The sequence below is a fragment of the Limnohabitans parvus II-B4 genome, from assembly GCF_003063455.1.
GTDB classification, from domain to species: domain Bacteria; phylum Pseudomonadota; class Gammaproteobacteria; order Burkholderiales; family Burkholderiaceae_C; genus Limnohabitans_A; species Limnohabitans_A parvus.
In genome coordinates this window covers 274,790-300,154 of sequence record NZ_NESN01000005.1, presented here as the reverse complement: position 1 = coordinate 300,154, position 25,365 = coordinate 274,790, and the positions used below count along the sequence as shown (strand labels likewise).

Sequence of the window (25,365 nt, the reverse complement as noted above, 5' to 3'; positions counted from 1 at the left end):
ATATACTGTATAAAAATACAGTTAATCAAGCCATGCTCCGCTCCCTTTTCATCGACTTCAACAGCTACTTCGCCTCGGTGGAGCAGCAGCTCAACCCGGCCTTGCGTGGGCGGCCGGTGGGGGTCGTGCCGGTCATGGCCGATTCCTCGTGCTGCATTGCAGCCAGTTACGAGGCCAAAGCCTTTGGCGTGAAGACCGGCACGCGGGTGTCTGACGCCAAACGCATGTGCCCGGGCATTGCGCTGGTGCTGGCCGACCACGCCAAGTATGTGGAGGTGCACCAGCAGGCCGTGGCCGTGGTGGACCGGCTGGCACAAGTGCGGCAGGTGGTGAGCATTGACGAGATGGAGTGCGAGCTGACCGGCCGCTGGCGCGAGCGTGATCGCGCCGTGGCGCTGGCCCAGCAGATCAAAGCGGCGCTGCTGGCCGAGGTGGGCGAGTGCATGCGCACGTCCATTGGCATTGCGCCCAACACGCTTTTGGGCAAGCTGGCGTCTGACATGCACAAGCCCGATGGCCTGACGGTCATCGAGCTGCACGAGTTGCCCGAGCGGCTGTTGCACCTGCCGCTTTCGGCCTTGCAAGGCATTGGGCCGCGCATGCGTGAGCGCCTGTCGCGTTGCGGCATCGAGACGATGGCGCAACTCTATGCCGCGCCGCGTGATTTGCTGCACACGGCCTGGGGCGGTCTGGCGGGTGACGACATGTATGACAGGCTGCGCGGGCGGTGGTACGGGCCACGCGCGACGGTGGCGCGGTCGCTTGGGCATTCGCATGTGCTGCCGCCTGACTTGCGCCACCCCACAGGTGCCCGCGAGGTGCTGCACCGCTTAACGCAAAAGGCCGCCATGCGGCTGCGCAAACAGGGCTTTTATGCCACGGCCATGCAGGTGTTTGTGCGCTGCGACCACCGCTGGCAGCGCGAGTCGGGTGGCGAGCGCTATGCCCATGTGGGCGAGACACAAGACACGGGTTTTTTGCTGCACACGCTGGACCAGCTGTGGTTCAGCGGTCTGCACCTGCTGCAGCGCCCACAGGCCGTGGGTGTGCAGCTGTGTGGGCTGGTGCTGGCGAGTCAGCACACGCCCGATTTGTTTGACTCGTTGGAAGAAGCCCCCACCGCCCGCGCTGCGCAGACGCGACAAAACCACGAAGTCCACCGCGACCGGGCCCGCTTGATGTCGGCCATGGACGCGCTCAACCGCACACATGGCAAAAACGCGGTGTACTTTGCCAGCGCACACCATGCGCTGGATGCCGCGCCGATGCGCATCGCGTTCAACCGGATTCCGGATCTGGAGACAGAGCGCTGAGGCGGCAGGGCACGCTCCGCCGTTCAGGCCGTGACGATCCAGCCTTCGAGCGGGTCGCACGGCGGCAAGCCGTATTGCGGGTGCCCGGCTTCGTGCTGTTGCTGCGCCCAGGCCGCTTGCATCAGGCACAAGGTGGCGTCGAGCGCGTCGCCGCTGGCGTCGTCGGCCAGGCGGCCCAGCAGCGCGTTGCTGGCCACCAGGCGCAGGCCCAGGCGGGTTTGGCCGCGCTCCAAGGCGCTCAGCAGTTCGCGCCGGGCCAGCAGGCGTTCGGGCGTTTGTTTGGCTTTGTCGTCGCTTTTGTAGCTGGTGTTGCCCAGCACCTCTCGGGCCAGCAAGCCGGGGTAGGCTTCCAGCGCCACGCGGCGCACGTCGCCTGCATGCAGGCCGGGCAGGTGCACACCCGCCTGGCGCAGCAGGGGCACGCCCGCATGCAGCATGTAGGCCACGGGCGGGTTGACCCATTTCATGGACGGGCTGGAGCCTGCAGGCTTGTCGGCGGCGCGGTGGGCAAATTTGCCACCCACCGGGCGGGCGTTGCAAAACGCGGCAAACTGCTCGCGAATTTGGGGGCGCTCCAAGGCACAGTAATGGTCCATGCAGGCGGCCCAGTCGGTGGGCCAGCCCAAGGTCTCGACCAGCTCTCGCGGCAGGCCAAAGGGCAAGTCAAAACCGCCCACCCAATCGGCAGGCTGCACCAGCCATTGGCCGAAAGCGCTCAGGGTGTCAAAGGTCTGCAGGGCCTGCAGTTGCACCCTGCCCTGCCGGGCTTGGCCCAGCGCCAGCACAATGGGTTTGCGCTTGCTGGGGCTGCTGGAAAAGTCGCAGCCGATGAGCTGCATCGGATCAGGCGCGCCCGATGATGGAGGCAGTGGCCATCAGCTCTTCGAGCAGGGCCAGTGAAACTTTGCCCGAGACGCTGTAAGGGTCCAGCTCGGCACGCTCAGAGTATTTGAGCAAAATGTTGGTGTTCACACGCGAGGCGTCCACCTGGCCCATGGTCCAGCCGCCAAAGCGGCGCTCGGAGATTTCTTCGTAGTGCAACAAGACCACGTCTTTGTGGCGCACATCTTTCTGGATGTGGCCATACAGGTCGCTCACGGCATTGCGCCCGCCCTCGATGGCTTGCAAGAAGATGCCGCCGCCGTAGCACAGGATGCCGGTGATGCCGCTGGACGGGTTGAACTGGCGGGACTGCGCCAAGATGGATTCGATGGTCTCCGCACGGGTGTCCACAGCGCGGCTGGCGTAAAGCAGGCGTACCAACATGGTCAGTTCTTTCCAGGAATCAGGGAGAGGAATTCACGGCGCAGGTTCGGGTCCTTCAAGAAGGCACCACGCATGACCGAGTTGATCATCTTGCTGTCCATGTCTTTCACGCCGCGCCAGCCCATGCAGTAGTGGCTGGCCTCCATGACAATGGCCAGGCCATCGGGCTGGGTTTTGCGCTGAATCAGGTCGGCCAGTTGGACCACGGCTTCCTCTTGGATTTGGGGGCGGCCCATGATCCATTCGGCCAGGCGTGCGTATTTGGACAAGCCAATCACGTTGGTGTGCTCGTTGGGCAACACGCCGATCCAGATCTTGCCAATCACCGGGCAAAAGTGGTGGCTGCAGGCACTGCGCACAGTGATGGGGCCGACGATCATCAGCTCATTGAGGTGCTCAGCGTTGGGGAACTCGGTGATCTCGGGGCCCTCCACATAGCGGCCCTTGAACACTTCCTTCAGGTACATCTTGGCCACACGGCGGGCGGTGTCACCCGTGTTGTGGTCATTCACGGTGTCGATCACCAGCGAGTCGAGCACGCCTTCCATCTTGGTCGTGACTTCGTCGAGCAGCTTTTCCAGTTCACCGGGTTCGATGAATTCGGCAATGTTGTCGTTGGCGTGGAAGCGTTTGCGAGCAGCCAAAACCCGCTCACGGATCTTGACGGAAACGGGTACGCCTTCGTCTTCGGGCGTGGCGGCAGAAGCAGTCATGGCGTCTGGGGCTTTCATTAACATGGCAAGGATCGTAACAGCGATTGAGCCGCCCACCTTGGTCGAGACAGAACGCCCATGCCCGGTCCGGGGGATCTGGCGCTCAGTAGCGGTTGCCGCTCAAAAACAGCGCCAATCGCATCAAACCAAACGCCACCCGGTCGCGCAACCTTTGGTGCCAAGGCCGCTGGGTGTAAATGGCGGCCAGCACCGGGGTGCTTTGCTGCTCAATGGCCAGGTGCAAACGCTGGTGCAACTGCTTGGCAAACGCTTTGTCGGCCACGACCACATTGGCCTCACGCGCTAACAGCAAGCTCAAAGGGTCCAGATTGGACGAACCCACCGTGGCCCAGGGCCGGTCGTTGTCCGGGTCCACCACGGCCACTTTGGCATGCAAAAAACTGGCGGTGTACTCGTGGATTTCGATGCCAGCGGCCAGCAAGGCTCCATAAACCGGTCGGGCCGCGTGGTACTGCATGAAGTATTCGTAGCGCCCTTGCAGCAACAGGCGCACACGCACGCCACGCTGCGCCGCGTGGATCAGGGCTTTGCGCAAGCGGCGTCCGGGCAAAAAATAGGCGTTGGCTATGACGATTTCGTGCCGTGCAGCGCCAATCGCTTTCAAATAAGCGCGTTCAATCTGGCTGCGGTTCAGCACGTTGTCACGCAGCAGCAGCCCCGCCTTGGCCACCAAACGGCCATCCAGCGCGTGTGCGTCTTCGTGCGTCCAGGGCAAATGCAGGCCCGCCGCCCGAAATGAGCTGAACGCCTCCGGAAACTGCTGTTGCCGGACATGGCGCACGCCCTGGATGCGCCACCAGAGCTGCGCCATGGTTTCCTGCATTTGCTGCACCAAAGCGCCTCGGGCACACACGGCAAAGTCCAGCCTCGGCTGGGCCAGTGTGCCGTGGTGGGGGTCGTACCAGTCGTCCAGGATGTTGATGCCACCGCAAAACGCCAGCTGACCATCGATCACGCACAGCTTGCGGTGCAAGCGCCGCCAACGGCTGGGGATCAGCAGGCCCAAAGTGCCCAAAGGGGAGTACACGCGCCAGTCCACCCCCGCACGGGTAAAACGGTCACGCCACTCAGGCGGCAGGCCGGGGGTGCCAACCCCATCGACCACCACCCAGACACGCAAGCCGCGCAAGGCGGCCCGCTCCAGGGCCTCGGCCACCATGGCCGCAGCGCCATGAAAATCAAAAATATAGGTTTCGATGTGGACCTGCGACCGGGCCTGCTCCAGCGCAGAGACCAGCGCCTCGAAATAGGCTTGCCCGCCTTCGATCAAGCGGATCTGATGACCGTCTCGCAAGGGCGGGCTGTGGCGCATGCTCAGTCCGTCCAGGCGAACTCGGCGATCAAAGGCAGGTGGTCCGACATGCGTTGCCAGATGCGCCCTGCCGGGACCATGGCGTGCACAGGCTTCAGGCCCCGCGCATACACATGGTCAAGCTGGTTCAAGGGCAAGCGCGATGGGTAGGTGGGCGTGGGCTGCTCGCGCCATTCGCGAAAGCCTGCCCCGGCCATGCGCCGCCCAAGGCCCGTGCCCCAATCATTGAAGTCGCCCGCCACCAAAACCGGCGCGTGGGCCGGAATGGTCTGGTCAATGAACGCCAGCAACTGCAACACCTGACGCACCCGGCTGGCAGGCACCAGGCCCAGATGCACCACGATCACATGCACCACACGGTCAACCACCTGAACGGTGGTGTGCAGCAGGCCCCGCTGCTCAAAACGATGGTCCGATATGTCCTGGTGCTGGTGCGACAACACGGGCCAGCGCGACAACAAGGCATTGCCATGCTCGCCATGGCGGGTAATGGCGTTGGTGCGGTACACCGACTCGTAACCTTCAGGGGCCAAATAATCGGCTTGCGGCTGGCTGGGCCAGTGCGCAAAGTAGCGCTCTTCGCGGCGGTGCATGCGGCGCACCTCTTGCAGGCACACGATGTCAGCGTCCAGTTGCTCCACGGCGTGGCCCAAGTTGTGAATCTCCAGCCGCCGCGCAGGCCCCAAACCCTGCACACCCTTGTGAATGTTGTAGGTGGCCACGCGCAAGAGGGGGTGTTCGTGTCGCTGGGGCATCAAAGGCCGATCCGGTTTTCAAAACGCGGCAGCATCAAAATGGCTTCGGCGTTGGACGGCGAAAAACAATGGTCCGCCGCAGCCTGCCAATGCAGCCATTGCCAGTCGGTGTGCTCGGCGGGGCTCAAGGTGATGGGCGTTTGCTCCGGCACGCTCAGGCCAAACACGCGTTCGGTGTTGCGGCTCACCTCGGGGGCATAACGCCAGCGCCAGGCGGGGTAAATGTCGTACACGTTTTCCAGCTGCCAGTCTTGCAAGCGGCATTGGGGGTGGCGCGCATCGATGCCGGTTTCTTCAAACACCTCACGCGCGGCCGTATCGGCCCAGTCTTCGTCCTCAAAGTCCTTGCTGCCCGTGACCGACTGCCAAGTGCCTGCGTCGGCCCGGCGAATCAGCAACACCTGACCGCTGGGGGTGTAGATCACCACCAGAACGGATTGGGGAATTTTGTAAAGCGTTGAGGTCACGCAGGCATTCTAGGCAGCCCCGGTCTTGCTAGGATTGAGCCATGTCGTCTTCACCCGCCCATTTCGCGCCTTTTTTGCTGCAAGCCCACCACTTGAGTGGGGGACCTGCGGGTCACAAGGCCGTCCAAAGTCTGAATTTTTCTTGGTCTGCGGGCTTGCACTGGGTGTGCGGCGACGAAGGCAGCGGCAAAACCAGCCTGTTGCGTCTGTTGGCGGGCGATTTGCAGCCGCTTGGTGGAACCGTCCAAACGCCGCCAGGCGGCGTGTTTTGGGCCGACCTGAAAGGTGCCGAGCACGACCAGACCACCGTGCAAGCCTGCTGGGACCCACTGCAAACCCGGTGCCCCCATTGGGATAACGCATTGCTGCAAGACCTGTCCGAAGCACTGGACATGGAAAGGCACCGACACAAACCGCTGTACATGCTGTCCACCGGCAGCCGCCGCAAAGTGATGCTGATTGCGGCCCTGGCATCGGGCGCCACCGTCACCTTGCTTGACCAGCCTTTTGTCTCGCTTGACCAGAACTCGATCCAAATGATCAAGGCTTTTCTGCGTGAAGCGGCCGAAGCCCCCGGACGCGCCTGGATCGTGGCGGACTACGAAGCGCCGGATGATTTGCCACGGGCTTCGGTGCTGCAAATGGCATAAAAATACCCGCCGGCTGATCTATGCCCCATAATGCGTGCGTGTACGTCATAAAAAACGGCACAAGTCAGGTGATCGGTCAGTTTCGCGCGCTACGGCGGCAGTTTTCAGTTTGTTGTGCTTTCGGGACCCCATCGCTTTGTTTTTTTGTATTTCTGAGGAGTCCCCCATGGGCAATAAACTTTACGTCGGCAACCTGCCGTACACCGTTCGCGACGAAGACCTGCAACAGGCTTTCGGCGAATTCGGCGCCATCACCAGCGCCAAAGTCATGATGGAACGCGACACCGGTCGTTCTAAAGGTTTCGGCTTTGTCGAAATGGGCAGCGATGCCGAAGCGCAAGCTGCTATCGCTGGCATGAATGGCCAGTCGTTGGGTGGCCGTAGCATCACCGTGAACGAAGCCCGTCCGATGGAGGCACGCCCTCCACGTACCGGTGGTTTCGGTGGTGGTGGCGGTTACGGCGGTGGCCGTTCCGGTGGCGGCGGCTACGGCGGCGGTGACCGTTCCGGTGGTGGCGGCTACGGTGGCGGCGATCGCTCCGGCGGTGGCGGCTACGGCGGCGGTCGCGGCGGCTACTAAGCCCTGCACCCTTTCAACGGCTTGAATGCCGTTGTCAAATTCCTGGCTCAGCCTCACGGTTGAGCGCAGACATCAAAGGCTTCAAGACTTCGGTTTTGAAGCTTTTTTTGTGGGCGTTCCACAACGGTCACACCCGCAAGGCGTTTGCGCCGACTTCCGGTTTGTGACGACGAAGGCCGCCACATCTGATCCACAAACGACAACGCCACCCGAGGGTGGCGTTGTCGTTTTGCAGGTTCAGCGCTGGTTAAGCAGCCTTGGCAGCATCCAGATTGCGCAAGCGGATGTGCAGTTCGCGCAATTGCTTCTCGTCAACAGGGCTTGGGGCTTGGGTGAGCAAGCACTGAGCGCGTTGGGTTTTGGGGAAGGCGATCACGTCGCGGATCGACTCGGCGCCGGTCATCAGCGTGACGATGCGGTCCAGACCGAAGGCCAGGCCGCCGTGCGGAGGCGCGCCGTATTGCAGGGCGTCGAGCAGGAAGCCGAACTTGAGTTGGGCTTCTTCGGGTGTGATCTTCAAAGCGTCAAATACTTTTTGCTGCACGTCGGCGCGGTGGATACGGACTGAGCCGCCGCCCATTTCCCAACCGTTCAAGACCATGTCGTAGCCTTTGGAGATGCACTTCTCAGGGGCGGTGACCATCCAGTCTTCGTGACCGTCTTTAGGCGCGGTGAAGGGGTGGTGCACAGCGGTGTAGCGCTGGTTTTCATCGTCGTATTCGAACATCGGGAAGTCCACCACCCACATCGGGGCCCAACGGTCTTCAAACAGGCCGTTTTTCTTGCCGAATTCGCTGTGACCGATCTTGATGCGCAAAGCACCGATGGCGTCGTTGACGATTTTTTCTTTGTCGGCACCGAAGAAGATCAGGTCGCCGTTTTGAGCACCCGAGCGCTCCAGCACTGCTGTCAAAGCCGCGTCGTGGATGTTCTTGACGATGGGCGACTGCAAACCATCGCGACCTTTGGACAGGTCGTTGACGCGGATGTAGGCCAAGCCCTTGGCGCCGTAGATTTTGACGAACTCGGTATAAGCGTCGATCTCGCCACGGCTGATGCCGCCGCCTTCGACCGAGCCGTTGGGCACGCGCAGAGCGACCACGCGGCCGCCTTTCATGTTGGCGGCACCCGAGAACACCTTGAAGTCCACATCGCCCATGACGTCGGTCACTTCGGTGAACTGCAGCTTCACGCGCAGATCGGGCTTGTCGGAGCCGTAGATGTGCATGGCGTCCTGGTAGGTCATGACCGGGAACTCGCCGAGGTCGACACCGATGGTTTTCTGGAACACGCGCTTGATCATGCTTTGGAACATGTCGCGGATTTCTTCTTCGGTCAGGAACGATGTTTCGATATCGATCTGGGTGAATTCAGGCTGGCGGTCAGCGCGCAGGTCTTCGTCACGGAAGCACTTGGTGATTTGGTAGTAGCGGTCATAGCCTGCCACCATGAGCAGCTGCTTGAACAGCTGGGGCGACTGGGGCAGCGCAAAGAACTGACCGTCGTGCACGCGGCTGGGCACCAGGTAGTCGCGCGCACCTTCGGGTGTGCTCTTGGTCAGCATGGGCGTTTCGATGTCGATGAAACCGTTCTCATCCAAGTACTTGCGCACTTCCATCGACACTTTGTAGCGCAGCATCAGGTTGTTTTGCATGTACGGACGGCGCAGGTCCAGCACGCGGTGCGTGAGGCGGGTCGTCTCGGACAGGTTTTCTTCGTCGATCTGGAAAGGGGGCGTCACCGAGGCATTGAGCACGATCAGCTCGTGGCACAGCACTTCGATCTTGCCGCTTTTCATGTTGTCGTTGGTGGTGCCGTCGGGGCGGGCACGCACCACGCCTTTGATCTGCACGCAAAACTCGTTGCGCACGTCTTCGGCCACTTTGAACATCTCGGGGCGGTCAGGATCACACACCACCTGCACATAGCCTTCGCGGTCACGCAGGTCGATAAAGATCACGCCGCCGTGGTCACGGCGACGGTTGACCCAACCGCACAAGCTCACGGTTTGGCCAGACAGGGCTTCGGTCACCAGACCGCAATAGTGGGAACGCATGGACATGTTGTTGGACTTTCTTAATTCTGAAATCGTTTGGCGTGCAAGCTAAAGGGCAATGAACCGATCAACTCACAAAGACGGCTGGGTGGCGGCCGGGACGACAGGCAAGGCATCGGGTCCGACTGGAACCACGACCCCCATGGAGATGATGTATTTGAGTGCATCGTCAACGCTCATCTCGAGTTCGATCACATCGGCTTTAGGCATCATCAAAAAGAAGCCCGAAGTCGGGTTGGGTGTGGTGGGCACATAGACACTGACCATGGGCTGGCCGAGGTGTTTGGCCACCTCACCGCCGGGCGTGCCGGTCAAAAAGGCAATGGTCCATGAACCTTGACGCGGGTACTGCACCAGCAAGGCCTTGGAAAAAGCATTGCCGCTGCCCGAAAACAGGGTGTCGGCCACCTGCTTGACGCTGGTGTAGATGCTGCGCACCACCGGGATGCGGTTCATCAGGCTGTCCCACTGGCGCAGCCACCATTGACCAAACATGTTGGCCACAAACACGCCGGTGGCAAAAATCACCAAGGCCACCAACATCACGCCGAGGCCAGGCACTCCGCGCAGGAGTTCGGCCACCTTGTGCATGCCGGGAATCAGGGTGTCGGCAGCCAGCAGCACGGCCAGAAAAATGCCGTCCAGCAAGCCCACCAACCAATTCAGCACCCAAACCGTGATGCCCATGGGCAGCCACACCAGGAGACCGGTGATGAAATACTGTTTGAAGCTGCGTTGTTTCATGAGGGAACGATCAAGGTGGACAGGTCAATGGCAGGCGCAAGACGGCGCACAGCCACCAGCGGCGGCGGGTGCGCTGGACTCGGCAGCACCTGCACTGGCGCTTGGGGCGTCAGATGTGGCTGGTGCTGCGGCATCAGAGGCCGCTGCCGTGGATGCGGGGGCGCTGGCGGCACCACCGCCCTTGAAATCGGTCGCATACCAGCCTGTGCCCTTGAGCTGAAAACCAGGGGCTGTCAGTTGTTTGCTGAACTTGGGCGCACCGCAGGCGGGGCATTCGGTCAGCGGGGCATCGGACATTTTTTGCAGCACATCCTTAGCATGGCCGCAGGCGTCGCACTTGTAGGCGTAAATGGGCATGAAGAGGGCTCTTTTCAGGTTGGAAACACAAAACCCTCAATTATAGGCGGGGGCCACCGCTTCAAGCCCCCTGCCTTGACGGCCGCTCAGGCCAGGCCGACCACTTTGTGGTGCGAGCCATGCTGGTTGCGAATGGCCTGCCGGCCCAATGAGCCTAACACCATGCCGGTCAAACTGGCCAACACCCCCGCCAATTGGGCCGGGAACTGCTCTCCGGCAGGCGTCAACATGAACACCAGCCAGGTGATCAAGCCCAAAACAATCGCCAACAAGGCCCCCTGGGTGGTGGCTTTTTTCCAATAAAGCCCGAAGGCCAGAGGCACAAACGCGCCCACCAGGGTGACCTGGTAAGCCCCGGAGACCATTTCGTAAATCGAAGTGCCCTGCATGGCAATGGCATAGCCCAGAACCAAGATGCTGAACACCAACACGGTCACCCGCATGGCCTTGAGCTCTTGTTTGTCGCTTTGGTGTGGAAAAAACTGGCGCCAGATGTTCTCCGTGAACGTGACGCTGGGGGCCAGCAAAGTGGCCGATGCGCAGGATTTGATGGCCGACAGCAAGGCGCCGAAAAACAGCACCTGCATGATGAAAGGCATCTGGGTCATGACCAGGACGGGCAAGACTTTCTGGGGGTCGTCCTTGATCAGCGTCGCCGCTTGCTCGGGCATGATGATCATGGCACTGACCACCAGAAACATGGGCACAAAGGCAAACAGGATGTAGAAGACGCCGCCAATCACCGGGCCTCGGGTGGCTGCGTACTCGCTGTTGGCCGACATGACGCGTTGAAACACGTCTTGCTGAGGAATGGAGCCCAGCATGATGGTGATGGCCCCGGCAAAAAAGAAAAGAATGTCTTTGAAATTCGGCTCGGGCCAGAACTTGAACATGTCCTGGCTCACGGCCAGTGCCAGCACTTTGTCTGCACCACCAGCCTGGTTGCCGGCAAACACCGCCAGCACCGCCAAACCGACCACCAAAATGATCATCTGGATGAAATCGGTGATGGCCACCGACCACATGCCACCGAACAAGGTGTAGGCCAAGATGGAAAACACGCCAATCACCATGCCCAAGGGCATGCTGATGACCCCATCGGACAGCAAATTGAACACCAGCCCCAAAGCCGTGACCTGAGCAGACACCCAGCCCAGGTAACTGACCATGATGATGACGGAGCAAATGACCTCGACACTGCGGCCATAGCGTTCACGGAAGTAATCGCTGATGGTCAGCAAGGTCATGCGGTAGAGCTTGGCCGCAAAAAAGAGCCCCACCAGGATCAAGCAACTGCCCGCACCAAAAGAGTCTTCGACCACACCATTCAAGCCGCTGTTGACGAATTTGGCCGGAATGCCCAGCACCGTCTCGGAGCCGAACCAGGTCGCGAACGTGGTGGTCACGATCATGGCCAAAGGCAAATGCCTTCCGGCGATGGCGAAGTCGGCGGTGTTTTTAACGCGCTTGGCAGCCACCAGGCCAATCGCGATGGTCACCAGCAGGTAGGCGATCACGAGAGTCAGCAACATGACAATGTCTCCTGTTTATTTTTTAAAAAAGCGGGGAATCAATACAGCTGCATGTGCGACCAGACCTGCAAAGCCAGCAGGCTCAGGACAAATCCGATGCCCACATAAAGCAAAATTTGCAGCCGGTTGTTGGTGCGTCTTTGCTCGGCCAGCAATTGCGCGATCTGACGATGCTCGCTGGGTTGCGGTTGCTTGAGGTACTCGTGCAACAGACGCGGCAGCTGAGGCAACAACTTGGCGTAATGAGGTGCTTGGTCCTTCAGTTGCTCCAGCAACTTTTTAGGGCCAATTTGGTCCAGCATCCATTTTTCAAGGAAGGGCTTGGCGGTGCTCCACAAGTCCAACTCGGGGTCGAGCTGGCGGCCCAGGCCTTCGATGTTGAGCAGGGTTTTTTGCAGCAAGACCAGCTGAGGCTGGATCTCGACCTGAAAGCGCCGCGAGGTCTGGAACAGGCGCATCAGCACCATGCCCAGCGAAATTTCTTTCAAGGGGCGGTCAAAGTACGGTTCGCAGACCGCACGAATGGCCGACTCCAACTCATCCACACGGGTGTCTGCGGGCACCCAGCCAGATTCAATGTGCAGCTCGGCCACGCGCTTGTAGTCGCGGCGGAAAAAAGCCGTGAAATTTTGCGCCAAATACTCTTTGTCGTATTCGGTGAGGGTGCCCACGATGCCGAAGTCCAGCGAGATGTAACGGCCAAATGTCTCGGGGGCCAGGCTGACCTGGATGTTGCCCGGATGCATGTCGGCATGGAAAAAACCATCGCGGAACACCTGCGTGAAAAACAGCGTCACACCATCGCGCGCCAGCTTGGGGATGTCGACCCCGGCTTCGCGCAAGCGATCAACCTGGCTGATCGGCACGCCGTGCATGCGCTCCATCACAATCACCTCGGGCTGACAAAAGTCCCAGATCATCTCGGGAATCAGCACCAGATCCAAGCCCTGCATGTTGCGACGCAACTGCGCTGCATTCGACGCTTCGCGCACCAGGTCCAGCTCGTCATTCAGGTATTTGTCGAATTCCGCCACCACTTCACGGGGCTTGAGCCGTTTGCCGTCGGCGCTCAGGTTTTCAACCCAACCCGCCATCATGCGCATCAGGCTCAGGTCTTTTTGAATCACGGGCAGCATGCCAGGGCGCAACACCTTCACGGCCACTTCGCGCAGCGCGCCCGATTTGCTGCGCAAGGTGGCAAAGTGCACCTGCGCGATCGAGGCACTGGCCACGGGCTGGCGCTCAAAGCTTTCAAAAATGTCGTCTACCGGCTTGCGAAACGCCCGCTCAATGGTGGCCACGGCAATGTCCGAGGCAAACGGTGGCACACGGTCTTGCAATTTGGCCAACTCTTCAGCAATGTCGAGCGGCAGCAGGTCGCGCCGGGTGGACAACACCTGGCCAAACTTCACAAAAATCGGTCCCAAGCGCTCCAACGCCTCGCGCAAACGCACGGCACGGGGAGACCTCAGGTCACGGCCCACCGACAAAATGCGGGCAAGCAGGCGAATCCAGGGTTTTTGAAAGCTCGAAAGCACCAACTCGTCCAGGCCGTAGCGCAGGACAATAAAGACGATGAACGCGCCGCGACCGATGCGGCTCATGCTGCGGTACCCACCGACGTGCCAGGTGCACGCTGGGCCACAAAACCGCGCAGGGCTTCCATGGCTTTGCGGGCAGCTTGGGCCAGCGTGTGGGCCGGTGCATCACCGATCAAGCGGGCCAGGTCTTCTTCAGCGTCCCAACGGACATGGTCGATCAACCAATTGACCTCGGCGGCCAATTGCACATCGCCTTCGATGCGCACCTTGGGCTTGTCACCCTTGGCCAAGGCCGAGACCAAGGACACAGGCGACTCTTCGGTCACCGACAGGCGCAGATCAAAGCCGTCAAAACGACCCCGCTCCAACAAGCCCGCCGGGGTGGGTGTGAGCTGGAGTTGCATGCGGTCCCAGACCAGCTCGATGCGCTGGCCTTTTTGCCGGGCCAAACGGGCCATGGCCTCGGGCTCACTCATCAGCACATGGTTCAGGAAGAGGACAAGGCGGTTGACCGACTCGTCGACCACCCAGGCTGGGGGCTGAAAATTCGCGGCCATTTGGTTGACCATGTCGGGCAGCGCCTGAGCGGCCCAAGAAAAAGGGGACTGTGTTGCCATAGTCCCCGATTATTCCCGAAAGCGGAGCCCCATCCGGGGCCAGGCTTTATTGCAGCGCTTGCACGCCAGCCACCAACCAGCCGCCGCCTTGCTTGGATTTGGTCATGTTCCAGACTTCGCGGAAGGAGCTGGGACCTGCCGAAGCGTCTTCGCGGATCATGCCGTTGAACTCGACGCTGGCCAAATAAGCATCGGCCTGCTCTTCGATGCCCAGCAGTTGGGCTTCCAGCATGACCACTTCAGTCTTGTTGGGCTGACCGGGGAACTGGCTTTCGCGTTCGGCCAGCTGGCTGCGGATCTCTGACACCATGGTGTCGGTCATCATGGAGCGCAGTGTGGAAATATCCGAACGGTCCCAAGCGTCTTGCAAAGTCACAAAATTGCGCTTGGCTGCTGTCACGAAGCTGTCCACGTCAAAACCGGCAGGAATGCCCCAGGTCTGGCTGCCCTCCAAAGCGGAGCCGATCATGGAGCCACTGCTGGCCTCGACACCCGAGCTGTCAAAACGGGTGTTTTGGGATTCCCATGGGCGGGCAGAAGCATCATTGCCGACTTTTTCGGGGTTGTATTGCTTGAAAGACGCAGGCTGATCGGCAGATGCACCGGCACCTTGGTAAGCAAAACCACCCTGGTTGCCCGATGCCGCATTGCGCCGCGAGCGCATGAACACGCCAATCACGGCCATCACAGCCACACCGATCAACAAAGCCATCAGGACGTTGCCAAAGGCGCCGCCCATGCCCAAGGAGTTGGCCAGCCAGGCCAGACCCAAACCTGCGGCCAAACCACCCAGCATGGCACCCCAAGGTTTCTTGGGTGCAGCGGCGGCTGGCGCAGCAGCGGGTTTGGCGGCATTGGTGGCTGCCGCATTCTGGGCAGGCGCGGCGGGCGCTGCTGCCTCTCGCTTGGTGACCTGACCCGATTGCTGACCAATCGACTTGCCACCGCCCATACGGCGGGCGGCTTCGGCATTGAGGCTGCCCAGGGCCAACACGCCTGCGAGCATCAGTGTCATCAACTTGTTCATGGTGTCTCCAACTTCGGTCCAAAAATTGATCAGTTGGGCATCAACATTTGATACCCATATGCAAGGCTACCACCCCAGCCGACAAGTTGTGAAAGTCCACATGGCCAAATCCTGCATTTTTCATAAGGGTTTTCAGCTCTTCCTGGCCCGGGTGCATGCGGATGGATTCGGCCAGGTAGCGATAGCTGTCGGCGTCCCCCGCCACCAGCTTGCCCATGTGCGGCAAGATCTTGAAGCTGTACCAGTCGTAGACCTTCTCCAGCGGCTTGGCCACTTTGGAAAACTCCAGCACCAACAATTTGCCACCCGGCTTGAGCACGCGGCACATCTCTTTGAGCGCCACATCCTTGTGTGTCATGTTGCGCAAACCAAAGGCCACACTGACCACGTTGAAATGGTTGTCAGGGAAAGGCAGTTTTTCGGCATCGCACACCAGGGTGGGCAGCGCCAGGCCGTGGTCCACCAAGCGGTCACGCCCAGTGGACAGCATGGCTTCGTTGATGTCGGTGTGCACCACGCGACCTGTGGGGCCCACTTTTTTGGCAAATGCCATCGACAAATCGCCTGTACCGCCCGCGATGTCCAGCACCTGATCGCCCTCTTTCAGGTTGGCCAGCTGCACGGTGTAGGCCTTCCACACGCGGTGCAGGCCCATCGACATCAGGTCATTCATGACGTCGTATTTGGACGCCACCGAATCAAACACGCCACGGACGTGTTGGGCTTTTTCTTTTTCGTCGACGGTCTTGAAACCGAAATGGGTGGTGCTCATGCGACCTTCTCAATGGTTGTGGCCGCAGCTGCTGCCTGCTTTTTCGGGCATGGGCGCATCGCGGCTGGTGCCTGCAGCTTGCAGACGCTCTTCGTACTGTTGCCACAAGGCAGCTTGCTGGTCGCCCAGAAAGTACAGGTATTCCCAAGTGAACAGGCCCGACTCGTGGCCGTCTGAAAACGTGGGTTTTACCGCGTAATTGCCCACGGGCTCGATCTCGGCAATCGTCACGTCGCGCTTACCTGTTTGCAGCACTTCCTGGCCCGGGCCATGGCCCTGCACCTCGGCCGATGGCGAGTACACGCGCATCAGCTCGAATGGGATGCGAAACTGCGCCCCGTCAGAAAAACCAATTTCCAGCACCTTGGTCTGGCCATGCACGGTCAATGACTCGGGCGTGGGGGTTTCTTTTTTCAATCCGGCCATCTTTTGCTTTCGAAATCTTGATGTCGAGGTGTGCGTTCAGGCTTAAACCAGAACACGTTCAATGCCACCGGCGTTCGCTGCGCTAACGTATTCAGGCATCCAGTTCTCGCCCAGAATGTGCTTGGCCATTTCGATCACGATGTAATCGGCTTCGAGCAGGCCATTTTTCATGTCATCGCCGTAGCGCGACAAGCCTTGCAGGCAGCTGGGGCAGCTGGTCAGGATCTTGACGTTGGCTTGCGGGGCCAGGGCACCGCTGGCACGCAAAACGGCCTCGCCCTTGAGCAGTTCTTCTTCCTTGCGGAAACGAACCTGGGTCGCAATGTCGGGACGTGTGACGCCCAAAGTGCCCGACTCGCCGCAGCAGCGGTCTGATTTCAGCACCTGCTCACCCAACAAGCCTTTGACCGTCTTCATCGGGTCTTGCAGCTTCATCGGGCTGTGGCAAGGGTCGTGGTAGAGATAAGCCCCGCCCGGGTCGAGCTTCATGCCTTTTTCCAGCAAAAACTCGTGGATGTCGATGATGCGGCAGCCGGGGAAGATCTTGTCGAACTCGTAACCCTGCAACTGGTCGTAGCAGGTGCCGCAGCTGACCACCACGGTCTTGATGTCGAGGTAGTTGAGCGTGTTGGCCACACGGTGGAACAGCACCCGGTTGTCGGTGATGATCTTCTCGGCCTTGTCGAACTGGCCCGAACCTTTTTGCGGGTAACCGCAGCACAGGTAGCCCGGCGGCAACACGGTCTGCACGCCCACATGCCAAAGCATGGCCTGGGTGGCCAGGCCGACCTGGCTGAACAAGCGCTCCGAACCGCAACCCGGGAAGTAAAACACCGCCTCGGATTCCGAACTGGTGGCCTTCGGGTCTCGGATGATCGGCACGTAATCGTTGTCTTCGATGTCGAGCAAAGCACGCGCTGTTTTCTTGGGCAGGTTGCCCGGCATCTTTTTGTTGATGAAGTGGATCACTTGCTCTTTGATGGGCGCAGTCCCCACGCTGGCAGGCGGTGCACTGGTCTGCTTGCGGGCCACGCCCTTGAGCAAGCCGGCCACAAAGCGCTGCGCACGCATGCCCACGCCCACCATGGCGGCACGCGCCAGCTTGATGGTCTCGGGGTTGGTAGCGTTGAGCATGAACATGGCCGCTGCGTTGCCAGGGCGGAAGCTTTTCTGCCCCATCTTGCGCAGCAGGTTGCGCATGTTCATGGACACGTCGCCAAAGTCAATATTGACCGGGCAAGGCGTCAGGCACTTGTGGCAGACGGTGCAGTGGTCGGCCACGTCTTCAAACTCTTGCCAATGCTTGATCGAAATGCCTCGACGGGTTTGTTCTTCGTAGAGGAAAGCCTCGACCAGCAAGGAAGTCGCCAAAATCTTGTTGCGCGGGCTGTAGAGCAAATTGGCACGCGGCACATGCGTGGCGCACACGGGCTTACACTTGCCGCAGCGCAGGCAGTCCTTCACGCTGGCGGCAATCGCGCCAATGTCTGACTGCTGCATGATCAGCGACTCGTGGCCCATCAGGCCAAAGCTGGGGGTGTAGGCGTGTGTCAGGTCAGCCGCGTGCACATCGTCGCCCAGCCCCGTGAGGGCCGCGCCGCGCAGCAGTTTGCCTTTGTTGAAGCGCCCTTCGGGGTCTACTTTGGCCTTGTAGGCGGTGAAGTTGGCCAACTCGTCGTCGGTCAAGAACTCCAGCTTGGTGATGCCAATGCCGTGCTCGCCCGAGATCACGCCGTCCAGGCTGCGCGCAAGCACCATGATGCGGGCCACCGCTTCGTGCGCGGTTTGCAGCATCTCGTAGTTGTCGGAGTTGACCGGGATGTTGGTGTGCACGTTGCCGTCACCCGCGTGCATGTGCAGCGCCACCCAGACACGGCCTTTGAGCACACGTTGGTGAATGGCTGTGACTTCGGTCAGGATCGGCAGGAAGGCCGAACCGGAAAAGATGTTCTGGAAAGCCGGGCGGATTTGCGTTTTCCAGCTGGCACGCAGGCTGTGCTCTTGCAGCTGAGGGAACAGCGCGTCGACATCACTCAACCAGCCTTGCCACTGCGCACGCACCTCGCGCACCACCGCCAAGGCTTGCGCCACGCGGTCTTCCAGCAACTCGGCCGAAGGAATGTCGCTGGCGTCGTCTTGCTTGCCCAAAGGCAGGTTGCCCTTTTCCAGAAAATCTTCCAGCTCACGGCAAAACTGCAGCTTGTTGCGCAGGCTCAGCTCGATGTTGATGCGCTCGATGCCGTCGGTGTACTCGGCCATGCGTGGCAGCGGGATCACCACGTCCTCGTTGACCTTGAAAGCATTGGTGTGGCGCGAAATAGCGGCCGTCTTTTTGCGGTCGTGCCAGAACTTTTTGCGCGCTTCGGGGCTGATGGCGATGAAGCCTTCGCCACTGCGCGAGTTGGCAATGCGCACGATCTCGCTGGTCGCCTTGGCCACGTCGTCGGCGTTGTCACCGGCGATGTCACCGATCAAGACCATCTTGGGAAAGCCACCGCGCTTGCTCTTGGTGGAATAACCCACGGCCCGCAAATAACGGTCGTCCAGGTGCTCCAAACCGGCCATCACGGTGCCGGTGCGCTTTTGCTCGGCAAACATGAAGTCTTTGATCTCGACGATGCTGGGCACGGCCTCGCGGGCGTGGCCAAAAAACTCCATGCACACGGTGCGGGTGTGGGTGGGCATGCGGTGCACGACCCAGCGGGCGCTGGTGATCAGGCCATCGCAGCCTTCTTTTTGCACGCCCGGCAGGCCGCTCAAAAACTTGTCGGTCACGTCCTTGCCCAAGCCTTCTTTGCGGAAGGTTTTGCCGGGGATGACCAGGGTTTCAGTTCGGATCGGGGTTTTGCCGTCGGCCTTGAAGTAGCGCAGCTCAAAGGTGGCGACCTCGGCGTCGTGGATCTTGCCCATGTTGTGGTCCATGCGCACCACATCCAGCCATTCGGCGTCGGGCGTGACCATGCGCCAGCTGGCCAAGTTGTCGAGCGCCGTGCCCCACAAAACCGCCTTTTTGCCGCCCGCGTTCATGGCGATGTTGCCCCCCACGCAGCTGGCTTCGGCCGATGTCGGGTCCACCGCAAAGACAAAACCGCCGCGCTCGGCCGCATCGGCCACACGCTGGGTCACCACACCGGCTTCGGTGTAGATGGTCGGGATTTTGTGCAGCACTTGACCGTTTGGGCCCGGCAGGTCGACCATCTCGACCTCGGTCATGGCTTCGAGCTTTTCGGTGTTGATGACCGCGCTCTTCCAAGTCAACGGAATCGCGCCACCCGTGTAGCCGGTGCCGCCGCCCCGGGGCACGATGGTCAGGCCCAAGTCGATACAGCCTTTGACCAGCCCCGCCATTTCGGTCTCGCTGTCAGGCGTCAGCACCACAAAGGGGTATTCCACGCGCCAGTCGGTCGCGTCGGTCACATGGCTCACGCGCGAAAGACCGTCGAACTTGATGTTGTCCTTGGCCGTGAGGCGGCCCAAGGTCTTTTGCACCTGGCCGCGCAGCTTGGCCATGCGGGTGAAACGCTCGTTGAATTGCGTGACGGCCTGGGTGGCCAGCGCCAGCAGTTGGCCCACCAAGGCGTCGCGGGCCGTATCGGCCTCGGGTGTGCGGCGCTTTTGAACCTCGCCCAAGCGGTGCTGCAGGGCATCAACCAGCAATTTGCGACGCCCGGGATTGTCCAGCAAGTCGTCTTGTAAATAGGGGTTGCGCTCCACCACCCAGATGTCGCCCAGCACTTCATACAACATGCGGGCTGAGCGGCCCGTGCCGCGCTCTTCGCGCAACTGGTTCAGCAGCGTCCAAGCGGGTTCACCCAGCAGGCGCACCACGATTTCGCGATCTGAAAAGCTGGTGTAGTTGTAGGGAATTTCGCGCAGGCGCGGCGCATCGGCGTCGGCTTGCATCAAATGTTGGAGCGTGGTGGGTGCATTCATAGGGATGTGCGCGGTCAAATGCGTTCTCAAAACGCGGTCAGCCAGACCTGGACGGAGGCGTCAAACCGGCTGGGCCTGAATGTTACCGCAGTGCAACAAACACGCGCCGGGGACAGGGACACCTGTCGCCCAAGGCTCCGGGTGTCATGGAAACCCCGGGTTGTCACAAATCGGTCATGTCATTTAAATGGTTGGGTCATGAATCAGCGCCACACTCGCTGTGGAATTTGCTTATTTTTTAAGCGAACCAACTCATTTTTTTGGAATTGCCATGAAACTCAAACTGACCCTTTCCGCTTTGGCCTTGAGCCTGGCCAGCCTTTCGGCCCAAGCACAAACTGAAATCCAGTGGTGGCACTCCATGGGCGGCGCCCTTGGCGAGTGGGTGAACGACCTGGCCAAAGACTTCAACGCCAGCCAGAAAGACTACAAAGTGGTGCCCACCTTCAAGGGCAGCTACGACGAGTCCATGACCGCCGCGATCGCCGCGTACCGGGCAGGCAATGCACCGCACATCTTGCAGGTGTTTGAAGTGGGCACCGCCACCATGATGGCCAGCAAAGGTGCCATCGTGCCCGTGGGCAAAGTCATGCAGGACGCAGGCCTGAAGTTCGACCAAAACGCCTATGTGCCCGCTGTGGCCGGTTATTACACCGCCCCCAACGGCCAGATGCTGAGCTTCCCCTTCAACAGCTCCACCCCCGTCTTCCACTACAACAAAGACGCCTTCAAGGCCGCAGGCCTGGACCCCAACGCCCCACCCACCACCTGGCCTGAAGTGGCTTTGGCAGCGGCCAAGCTCAAAGCCAGCGGCCACAAATGCCCTTTCACCACCAGCTGGATCAGCTGGACACAGCTGGAGAGCTTCTCGGCCTGGCACAACACCGAATTCGCCACCAAGGGCAACGGCATGCGCGGCATGGACGCTCGTCTGAGCTTCAACACCCCGCTGCACGTGCGCCACATTGACAACTTGGCCAACATGGCCAAACAAGGCCTGTTTGTCTACAAGGGCCGTGGCAACGCGGCTGACGCCACTTTTGTCTCGGGCGAGTGCGCCATGGCCACCGGCTCCTCAGCGCTCTACGGCAGCGTGGTGCGCAACGGCAAATTTGGCTACGGCATCGGCACCCTGCCTTACTACCCCGATGTGAACGGTGCGCCCCAAAACACCGTGATCGGCGGCGCGAGCCTCTGGGTCATGAGCGGCAAGAAGGCCCCTGAATACAAAGGCGTGGCGCAGTTCTTTGCCCACCTGTCCAAAGACAATGTGGCAGCGGCCAGCCACCAACGTACCGGCTACTTGCCCGTGACAAAGTCCTCTTTTGAAGTGACCGAAAAGTCTGGCTTCTACAAAAAGAACCCCGGCACCGACGTGTCGGTCACCCAGATGATCCGCAAGACCACCGACAAGTCGCGTGGCGTGCGTCTGGGCAACTTTGTGCAGATTCGCACCATCATTGACGAGGAACTCGAAGGCGTGTGGAGCGGTAAAAAAGGCACCAAAGAAGCCTTGGACACAGCCATCAAGCGCGGCAACGAGCAACTTGAACGCTTCGAAAAAGCCAACAAGTGAACTGAAAAAATCACTCAACAGAGTGGTTGGCACTGAAAAAGCAGAGGCTTGGCCTCTGCTTTTGCACATTTTGAGGTGAAACTTCAAGGCTGGGTCTTTCAAAAAATTTATGGAAAAACGCGTCCGCTTCAAATCCCGCTGGCTGCCTTGGCTGTTGATCGCGCCACAGCTGAGCATCGTGCTGGTGTTCTTTTTCTGGCCCGCTGGACAAGCCCTTTACCAAAGCGTGCTGCAAGAAGACGCCTTTGGCGCTTCGCGTGAATTTGTGGGCTTGGAGAATTTTTCTCGCTTGTGGAACGACAGCGGCTACCTGGACTCCTTCAAAACCACCGCCGTGTTTTCACTTTTGGTGGCAGTCACTGGCCTGTCGGTGTCGCTGCTCTTGGCCGTGATGGCCGACCGGGTCGGGCGTGGCGCGGGCCTGTACAAAACCCTGCTGATCTGGCCTTACGCTGTGGCCCCGGTGGTCGCAGGTGTGTTGTGGCTGTTCATGTTTGCCTCGCCCATGGGCGTGGTGGGCTACGCGCTTCGGGCCATGGGCATCGAGTGGAACCACCTGCTCAACCCCAACCACGCCATGGCGCTGATTGTGATGGCGGCGGTGTGGAAGCAAATTTCCTACAACTTCCTGTTTTTTCTGGCGGGCTTGCAGTCCATCCCCAAATCTCTGATCGAAGCGGCGGCCATCGACGGGGCCAGCCCCTGGCGGCGCTTTTGGACCATCGTGTTCCCGCTTTTGTCACCCACCACCTTCTTTTTGCTGGTGATCAACATCGTCTATGCCTTCTTTGACACCTTCGCCATCGTGGACGCCACCACCCACGGCGGCCCCGGCAAAGACACCGCCATCTTGGTCTACAAGGTGTATTACGACGGCTTCAAGGCGCTGGACATGGGCAGCTCGGCCGCACAGTCGGTGGTGCTGATGGTGATCGTGGTCTCGCTCACGGTCTTGCAGTTCAAGTTTGTTGAAAAGAAAGTGCAGTACTGATGTTGCACCGAACCGTTTCCATGGGAGGCCGCGCATGATCGAACGTCGCCCCGGCCTGCAAATCCTGCGGCATGTCATCTTGCTGATCGGTGTGGCCATCGTGGCCTTTCCGCTTTACCTGACCTTGGTCGGCTCGACGCAGACCGCCCAGCAAATCAACCAAAGCGTGCCCATGTCGATGATGCCCGGTGGGCATTTTTGGGAGACCTACCGCCTGACACTGTTTGGCGGCACCAACTCCCAAGGCAGCCCCTTGCCGGCCATGTGGCCCATGATGCAAGTCAGCCTGATCAGCGCCTTGGGCATCGCCATTGGCAAGATCGCCATCTCCCTGCTGTCGGCCTTTGCCATCGTGTATTTCCGCTTCCCGCTGCGCAACATGGTGTTCTGGATGATTTTTGTCACCCTGATGCTGCCCGTCGAAGTGCGCATCAGCCCCACCTACGAAGTGGTGGCAGGTCTGGGCCTGCTCAACAGTTTTGCAGGTCTGACGGTGCCCTTGATCGCCTCGGCCACCGCCACCTTTTTGTTCCGGCAGTTTTTCCTGACCATTCCCGACGAGCTGGTGGAAGCCGCCCGCATGGACGGTGCCGGACCGATGCGCTTTTTCAAAGACGTGCTGCTTCCCTTGTCGGCCACCAACATCGCGGCGCTGTTTGTGATCCAGTTCATTTATGGGTGGAACCAATACCTGTGGCCGCTGCTGGTGACCACCAACGAAGACATGTACCCCGTCGTGCTGGGCATCAAACGCCTGATTTCGGGCGAATCCTGGACCGAATGGAACGTGGTCATGGCCGCCGCCATCCTGGCCATGCTGCCCCCGGCGCTGGTCGTGGTGCTGATGCAAAAATGGTTCGTCAAGGGCCTGGTTGATACTGAAAAATAATGGCTGCAATTACCCTTTCCCACATCCTCAAAACCTACGGCGCTGGCGCCAAAGCCAACACCGTCATCCACGACCTGAGCGCCAGCATTGCGGACGGCGAATTTGTCGTCATCGTTGGCCCCTCGGGCTGCGGCAAGTCCACCTTGCTGCGCATGGTGGCGGGCCTCGAAGACATCTCGGGCGGCACCATCTCGATTGGTGATCGCGTGGTGAACGAGCTGGAACCTGCCGAGCGCGACATCGCCATGGTGTTCCAAAACTACGCGCTGTACCCGCACATGAGCGTGTTCGACAACATGGCCTACGGTCTGAAAATCGCCAAGCGCCCGATGGAAGAAATCAAGGCCCGGGTGGACAAGGCGGCGGGCATCCTTGAACTGAGCCACCTGCTGCAACGCAAACCCCGCGAGCTGTCCGGTGGCCAGCGCCAGCGCGTGGCCATGGGCCGCGCCATCGTGCGCCAGCCGCAGGTGTTTTTGTTTGACGAGCCGCTGTCGAACCTCGACGCCAAGCTGCGCGCCCAAACCCGACTCGAGATTCAAAAGCTCCACCGCGAATTGGGCATCACCAGCTTGTTTGTGACGCACGACCAGGTCGAAGCCATGACGCTGGCTCAGCGCATGATCGTGATGAACGGCGGCCACATGGAGCAATTCGGCACGCCCGAAGAGGTGTACAACCGCCCGGCCAGCACCTTTGTGGCCAGCTTCATCGGCTCACCGCCCATGAACCTGCTCAAGCGCGCCCCGGGCACGCCTGAGGGGCAAATCCTGGGCATCCGCCCTGAGCATTTGGACATCACCCCCTCGGGGGGCTGGACACTGACGGTGGACACGGTGGAGCTGCTGGGCGCTGAACGTTTGGTGCATGCCCGATTGGGTGATGAAACGCTCACCTTGCGCGTGGACGAATCGGTCACGCCGCCGCTGCCGGGCAGCACCTTCCACGCCACACCCCGCGCCGACCGGGTGCACGGGTTTGACGCCCAGACCCAAAAACGCATCGCCTGAACCGAAGCCCATGCAAGCTTGGCCCTACTCCCGCTGGATCGCCCACCGAGGCGCTGGCAAACTCGCCCCCGAAAACACCCTGGCCGCCTTCCGGCTGGGCGCGGCGCACGGCTACCGCATGTTTGAGTGCGACGCCAAACTCAGCGCTGATGGGGTGGTGTTTTTGATGCACGACGCCACCCTGGAGCGCACGACCAGCGGCCAAGGCGTTGGCGGTGAACTCACTTGGCACGCACTGTCACAACTGGACGCGGGCGGCTGGCATTCACGCGCCTTTGCGGGCGAGCCTTTGCCCACACTCGAAGCCCTGGCCCGGTTTTGCTTGGCTAACCGTTACCTCCTCAACATCGAGATCAAGCCCACCCCTGGGAGCGAAGCAGCCACAGGCAAAGCCGTGGCCCGCCTGGCCGCGCAACTGTGGCAAGGGACCGAGGTGCCACCGCTATTGACCTCGTTCAAACCCGATGCGCTAGGCGCTGCGCAACAAACCGCCCCCGAGTTGCCGCGAGGCCTGCTTGTCGACACGCTGTGGGAGGGTTGGTTTGAACAAGCCTTGGCGCTTCAGTGTGTGGCCGTGGTGGCCAATTACGCCTTGTGGGACGCCACCACCGTGACCCAAGTCCACGGCGCAGGCATGCGGTGCCTGAGCTACACCGTCAACGACGACTGGGCCGCTCAGCACCTGCTGGAACTGGGCACCGACGGCATCATCACCGACCGGGTGGATGTGTTCAGCCCGGTCTGAGTACCTCTTAATCGAGCTTGGCCCCCGACTTTTGAAGTCTTGAAGTCATTTAGTCTCCTCTTAACGGTCACT

General features: G+C 60.5%; 24 protein-coding genes. 8 read left to right on the top strand and 16 right to left on the bottom strand.

The features are described 5' to 3' along the window. The first annotated feature begins 32 nt into the window (after positions 1–32). Entirely contained in the window at positions 33–1,313 is a 1,281-nt protein-coding gene (locus tag B9Z37_RS13845) for a Y-family DNA polymerase (RefSeq protein WP_108313598.1), read from the top strand. Positions 1,314–1,336: 23 nt separating this feature from the next. Here the strand turns inward: B9Z37_RS13845 and B9Z37_RS13840 are convergent, their stop codons facing one another. The 6 genes from B9Z37_RS13840 to nudB all read right to left on the bottom strand — a co-directional run bounded on the left by B9Z37_RS13840 (position 1,337) and on the right by nudB (position 5,847). Continuing rightward, complete coding sequence (locus B9Z37_RS13840) at positions 1,337–2,152, bottom strand: DUF429 domain-containing protein (RefSeq protein WP_108313597.1); 816 nt, start codon at positions 2,150–2,152, stop codon at positions 1,337–1,339. 4 nt (positions 2,153–2,156) lie between these two features. Continuing rightward, positions 2,157–2,579 (bottom strand): BLUF domain-containing protein, encoded by a 423-nt coding sequence (locus B9Z37_RS13835; protein WP_108286027.1) that lies wholly within the window; start codon positions 2,577–2,579, stop codon positions 2,157–2,159. A 2-nt stretch (positions 2,580–2,581) separates the two neighbouring features. Continuing rightward, positions 2,582–3,310, bottom strand: a complete 729-nt coding sequence (gene folE / locus B9Z37_RS13830; RefSeq protein ID WP_108286028.1) for a GTP cyclohydrolase I — start codon at positions 3,308–3,310, stop codon at positions 2,582–2,584. An 85-nt stretch (positions 3,311–3,395) separates the two neighbouring features. Then, entirely contained in the window at positions 3,396–4,625 is a 1,230-nt protein-coding gene (gene clsB, locus B9Z37_RS13825; RefSeq protein WP_108313596.1) for a cardiolipin synthase ClsB, read from the bottom strand. Positions 4,626–4,627: 2 nt separating this feature from the next. Beyond that, positions 4,628–5,380 (bottom strand): endonuclease/exonuclease/phosphatase family protein, encoded by a 753-nt coding sequence (locus tag B9Z37_RS13820; protein ID WP_108313595.1) that lies wholly within the window; start codon positions 5,378–5,380, stop codon positions 4,628–4,630. Beyond that, positions 5,380–5,847, bottom strand: coding sequence for a dihydroneopterin triphosphate diphosphatase (nudB, locus tag B9Z37_RS13815; RefSeq protein WP_108313594.1), 468 nt, complete (start codon positions 5,845–5,847; stop codon positions 5,380–5,382). Before nudB ends, B9Z37_RS13820 begins: the two co-directional genes overlap by 1 nt. Positions 5,848–5,888: 41 nt before the next feature. Here nudB and B9Z37_RS13810 point away from each other — a divergent pair, with 41 nt between their 5' ends. Both B9Z37_RS13810 and B9Z37_RS13805 read left to right on the top strand, forming a co-directional pair. Beyond that, positions 5,889–6,497: an ABC transporter ATP-binding protein gene (locus tag B9Z37_RS13810; RefSeq protein ID WP_108313593.1), complete on the top strand. Its 609-nt coding sequence runs from the start codon at positions 5,889–5,891 to the stop codon at positions 6,495–6,497. A 166-nt stretch (positions 6,498–6,663) separates the two neighbouring features. Then, positions 6,664–7,077: an RNA recognition motif domain-containing protein gene (locus B9Z37_RS13805; RefSeq protein WP_108313592.1), complete on the top strand. Its 414-nt coding sequence runs from the start codon at positions 6,664–6,666 to the stop codon at positions 7,075–7,077. A 247-nt stretch (positions 7,078–7,324) separates the two neighbouring features. On the opposite strand, the gene aspS is transcribed toward B9Z37_RS13805, so the two are convergent. The 10 genes from aspS to B9Z37_RS13755 all read right to left on the bottom strand — a co-directional run bounded on the left by aspS (position 7,325) and on the right by B9Z37_RS13755 (position 20,082). Further along, entirely contained in the window at positions 7,325–9,139 is a 1,815-nt protein-coding gene (aspS, locus tag B9Z37_RS13800; RefSeq protein WP_108313591.1) for an aspartate--tRNA ligase, read from the bottom strand. A 66-nt stretch (positions 9,140–9,205) separates the two neighbouring features. After that, a complete protein-coding gene (locus B9Z37_RS13795) occupies positions 9,206–9,877 on the bottom strand; it encodes a DUF502 domain-containing protein (protein WP_108313590.1) in 672 nt (223 codons plus the stop codon). Between the two features lie 24 nt (positions 9,878–9,901). Beyond that, complete coding sequence (locus B9Z37_RS13790; protein WP_108313589.1) at positions 9,902–10,234, bottom strand: FmdB family zinc ribbon protein; 333 nt, start codon at positions 10,232–10,234, stop codon at positions 9,902–9,904. Positions 10,235–10,320: 86 nt separating this feature from the next. Then, positions 10,321–11,766 carry a sodium:solute symporter family protein gene (locus B9Z37_RS13785; RefSeq protein ID WP_108313588.1) on the bottom strand — a complete coding sequence of 482 codons (1,446 nt, stop codon included), beginning with the start codon at positions 11,764–11,766 and terminating at the stop codon, positions 10,321–10,323. Between the two features lie 38 nt (positions 11,767–11,804). Continuing rightward, entirely contained in the window at positions 11,805–13,370 is a 1,566-nt protein-coding gene (gene ubiB / locus B9Z37_RS13780) for a ubiquinone biosynthesis regulatory protein kinase UbiB (protein ID WP_108313587.1), read from the bottom strand. Beyond that, a complete protein-coding gene (locus B9Z37_RS13775; protein ID WP_167394394.1) occupies positions 13,367–13,924 on the bottom strand; it encodes a hypothetical protein in 558 nt (185 codons plus the stop codon). Before B9Z37_RS13775 ends, ubiB begins: the two co-directional genes overlap by 4 nt. Before the next feature lie 46 nt (positions 13,925–13,970). Then, positions 13,971–14,951, bottom strand: a complete 981-nt coding sequence (locus tag B9Z37_RS13770; protein WP_108313586.1) for a Tim44 domain-containing protein — start codon at positions 14,949–14,951, stop codon at positions 13,971–13,973. 40 nt (positions 14,952–14,991) lie between these two features. Beyond that, a complete protein-coding gene (gene ubiE, locus B9Z37_RS13765; RefSeq protein WP_108313585.1) occupies positions 14,992–15,723 on the bottom strand; it encodes a bifunctional demethylmenaquinone methyltransferase/2-methoxy-6-polyprenyl-1,4-benzoquinol methylase UbiE in 732 nt (243 codons plus the stop codon). Between the two features lie 9 nt (positions 15,724–15,732). Then, positions 15,733–16,149 (bottom strand): gamma-butyrobetaine hydroxylase-like domain-containing protein, encoded by a 417-nt coding sequence (locus tag B9Z37_RS13760; protein ID WP_108313584.1) that lies wholly within the window; start codon positions 16,147–16,149, stop codon positions 15,733–15,735. A 42-nt stretch (positions 16,150–16,191) separates the two neighbouring features. Beyond that, positions 16,192–20,082 carry a DUF3683 domain-containing protein gene (locus B9Z37_RS13755; protein ID WP_108313583.1) on the bottom strand — a complete coding sequence of 1,297 codons (3,891 nt, stop codon included), beginning with the start codon at positions 20,080–20,082 and terminating at the stop codon, positions 16,192–16,194. Positions 20,083–20,353: 271 nt separating this feature from the next. Between B9Z37_RS13755 and ugpB the strand changes: the two genes are divergently transcribed. The 5 genes from ugpB (at position 20,354) to ugpQ (ending at position 25,293) form a co-directional block, all read left to right on the top strand. Further along, on the top strand, positions 20,354–21,658 hold the full coding sequence (gene ugpB, locus B9Z37_RS13750; protein ID WP_108313582.1) for a sn-glycerol-3-phosphate ABC transporter substrate-binding protein UgpB: 1,305 nt from the start codon (positions 20,354–20,356) through the stop codon (positions 21,656–21,658). Between the two features lie 109 nt (positions 21,659–21,767). Further along, the gene (gene ugpA, locus B9Z37_RS13745; protein WP_053171788.1) at positions 21,768–22,649 is read left to right on the top strand and encodes a sn-glycerol-3-phosphate ABC transporter permease UgpA; all 882 of its coding nucleotides are present in this window, start codon (positions 21,768–21,770) and stop codon (positions 22,647–22,649) included. 34 nt (positions 22,650–22,683) lie between these two features. Continuing rightward, positions 22,684–23,538, top strand: coding sequence for a sn-glycerol-3-phosphate ABC transporter permease UgpE (gene ugpE / locus B9Z37_RS13740; RefSeq protein WP_108313581.1), 855 nt, complete (start codon positions 22,684–22,686; stop codon positions 23,536–23,538). Then, positions 23,538–24,548: a sn-glycerol-3-phosphate ABC transporter ATP-binding protein UgpC gene (gene ugpC / locus B9Z37_RS13735; RefSeq protein WP_108313580.1), complete on the top strand. Its 1,011-nt coding sequence runs from the start codon at positions 23,538–23,540 to the stop codon at positions 24,546–24,548. Before ugpE ends, ugpC begins: the two co-directional genes overlap by 1 nt. A gap of 10 nt (positions 24,549–24,558) precedes the next feature. After that, positions 24,559–25,293, top strand: a complete 735-nt coding sequence (ugpQ, locus tag B9Z37_RS13730) for a glycerophosphodiester phosphodiesterase (protein WP_108313579.1) — start codon at positions 24,559–24,561, stop codon at positions 25,291–25,293. Positions 25,294–25,365: the final 72 nt, after the last annotated feature.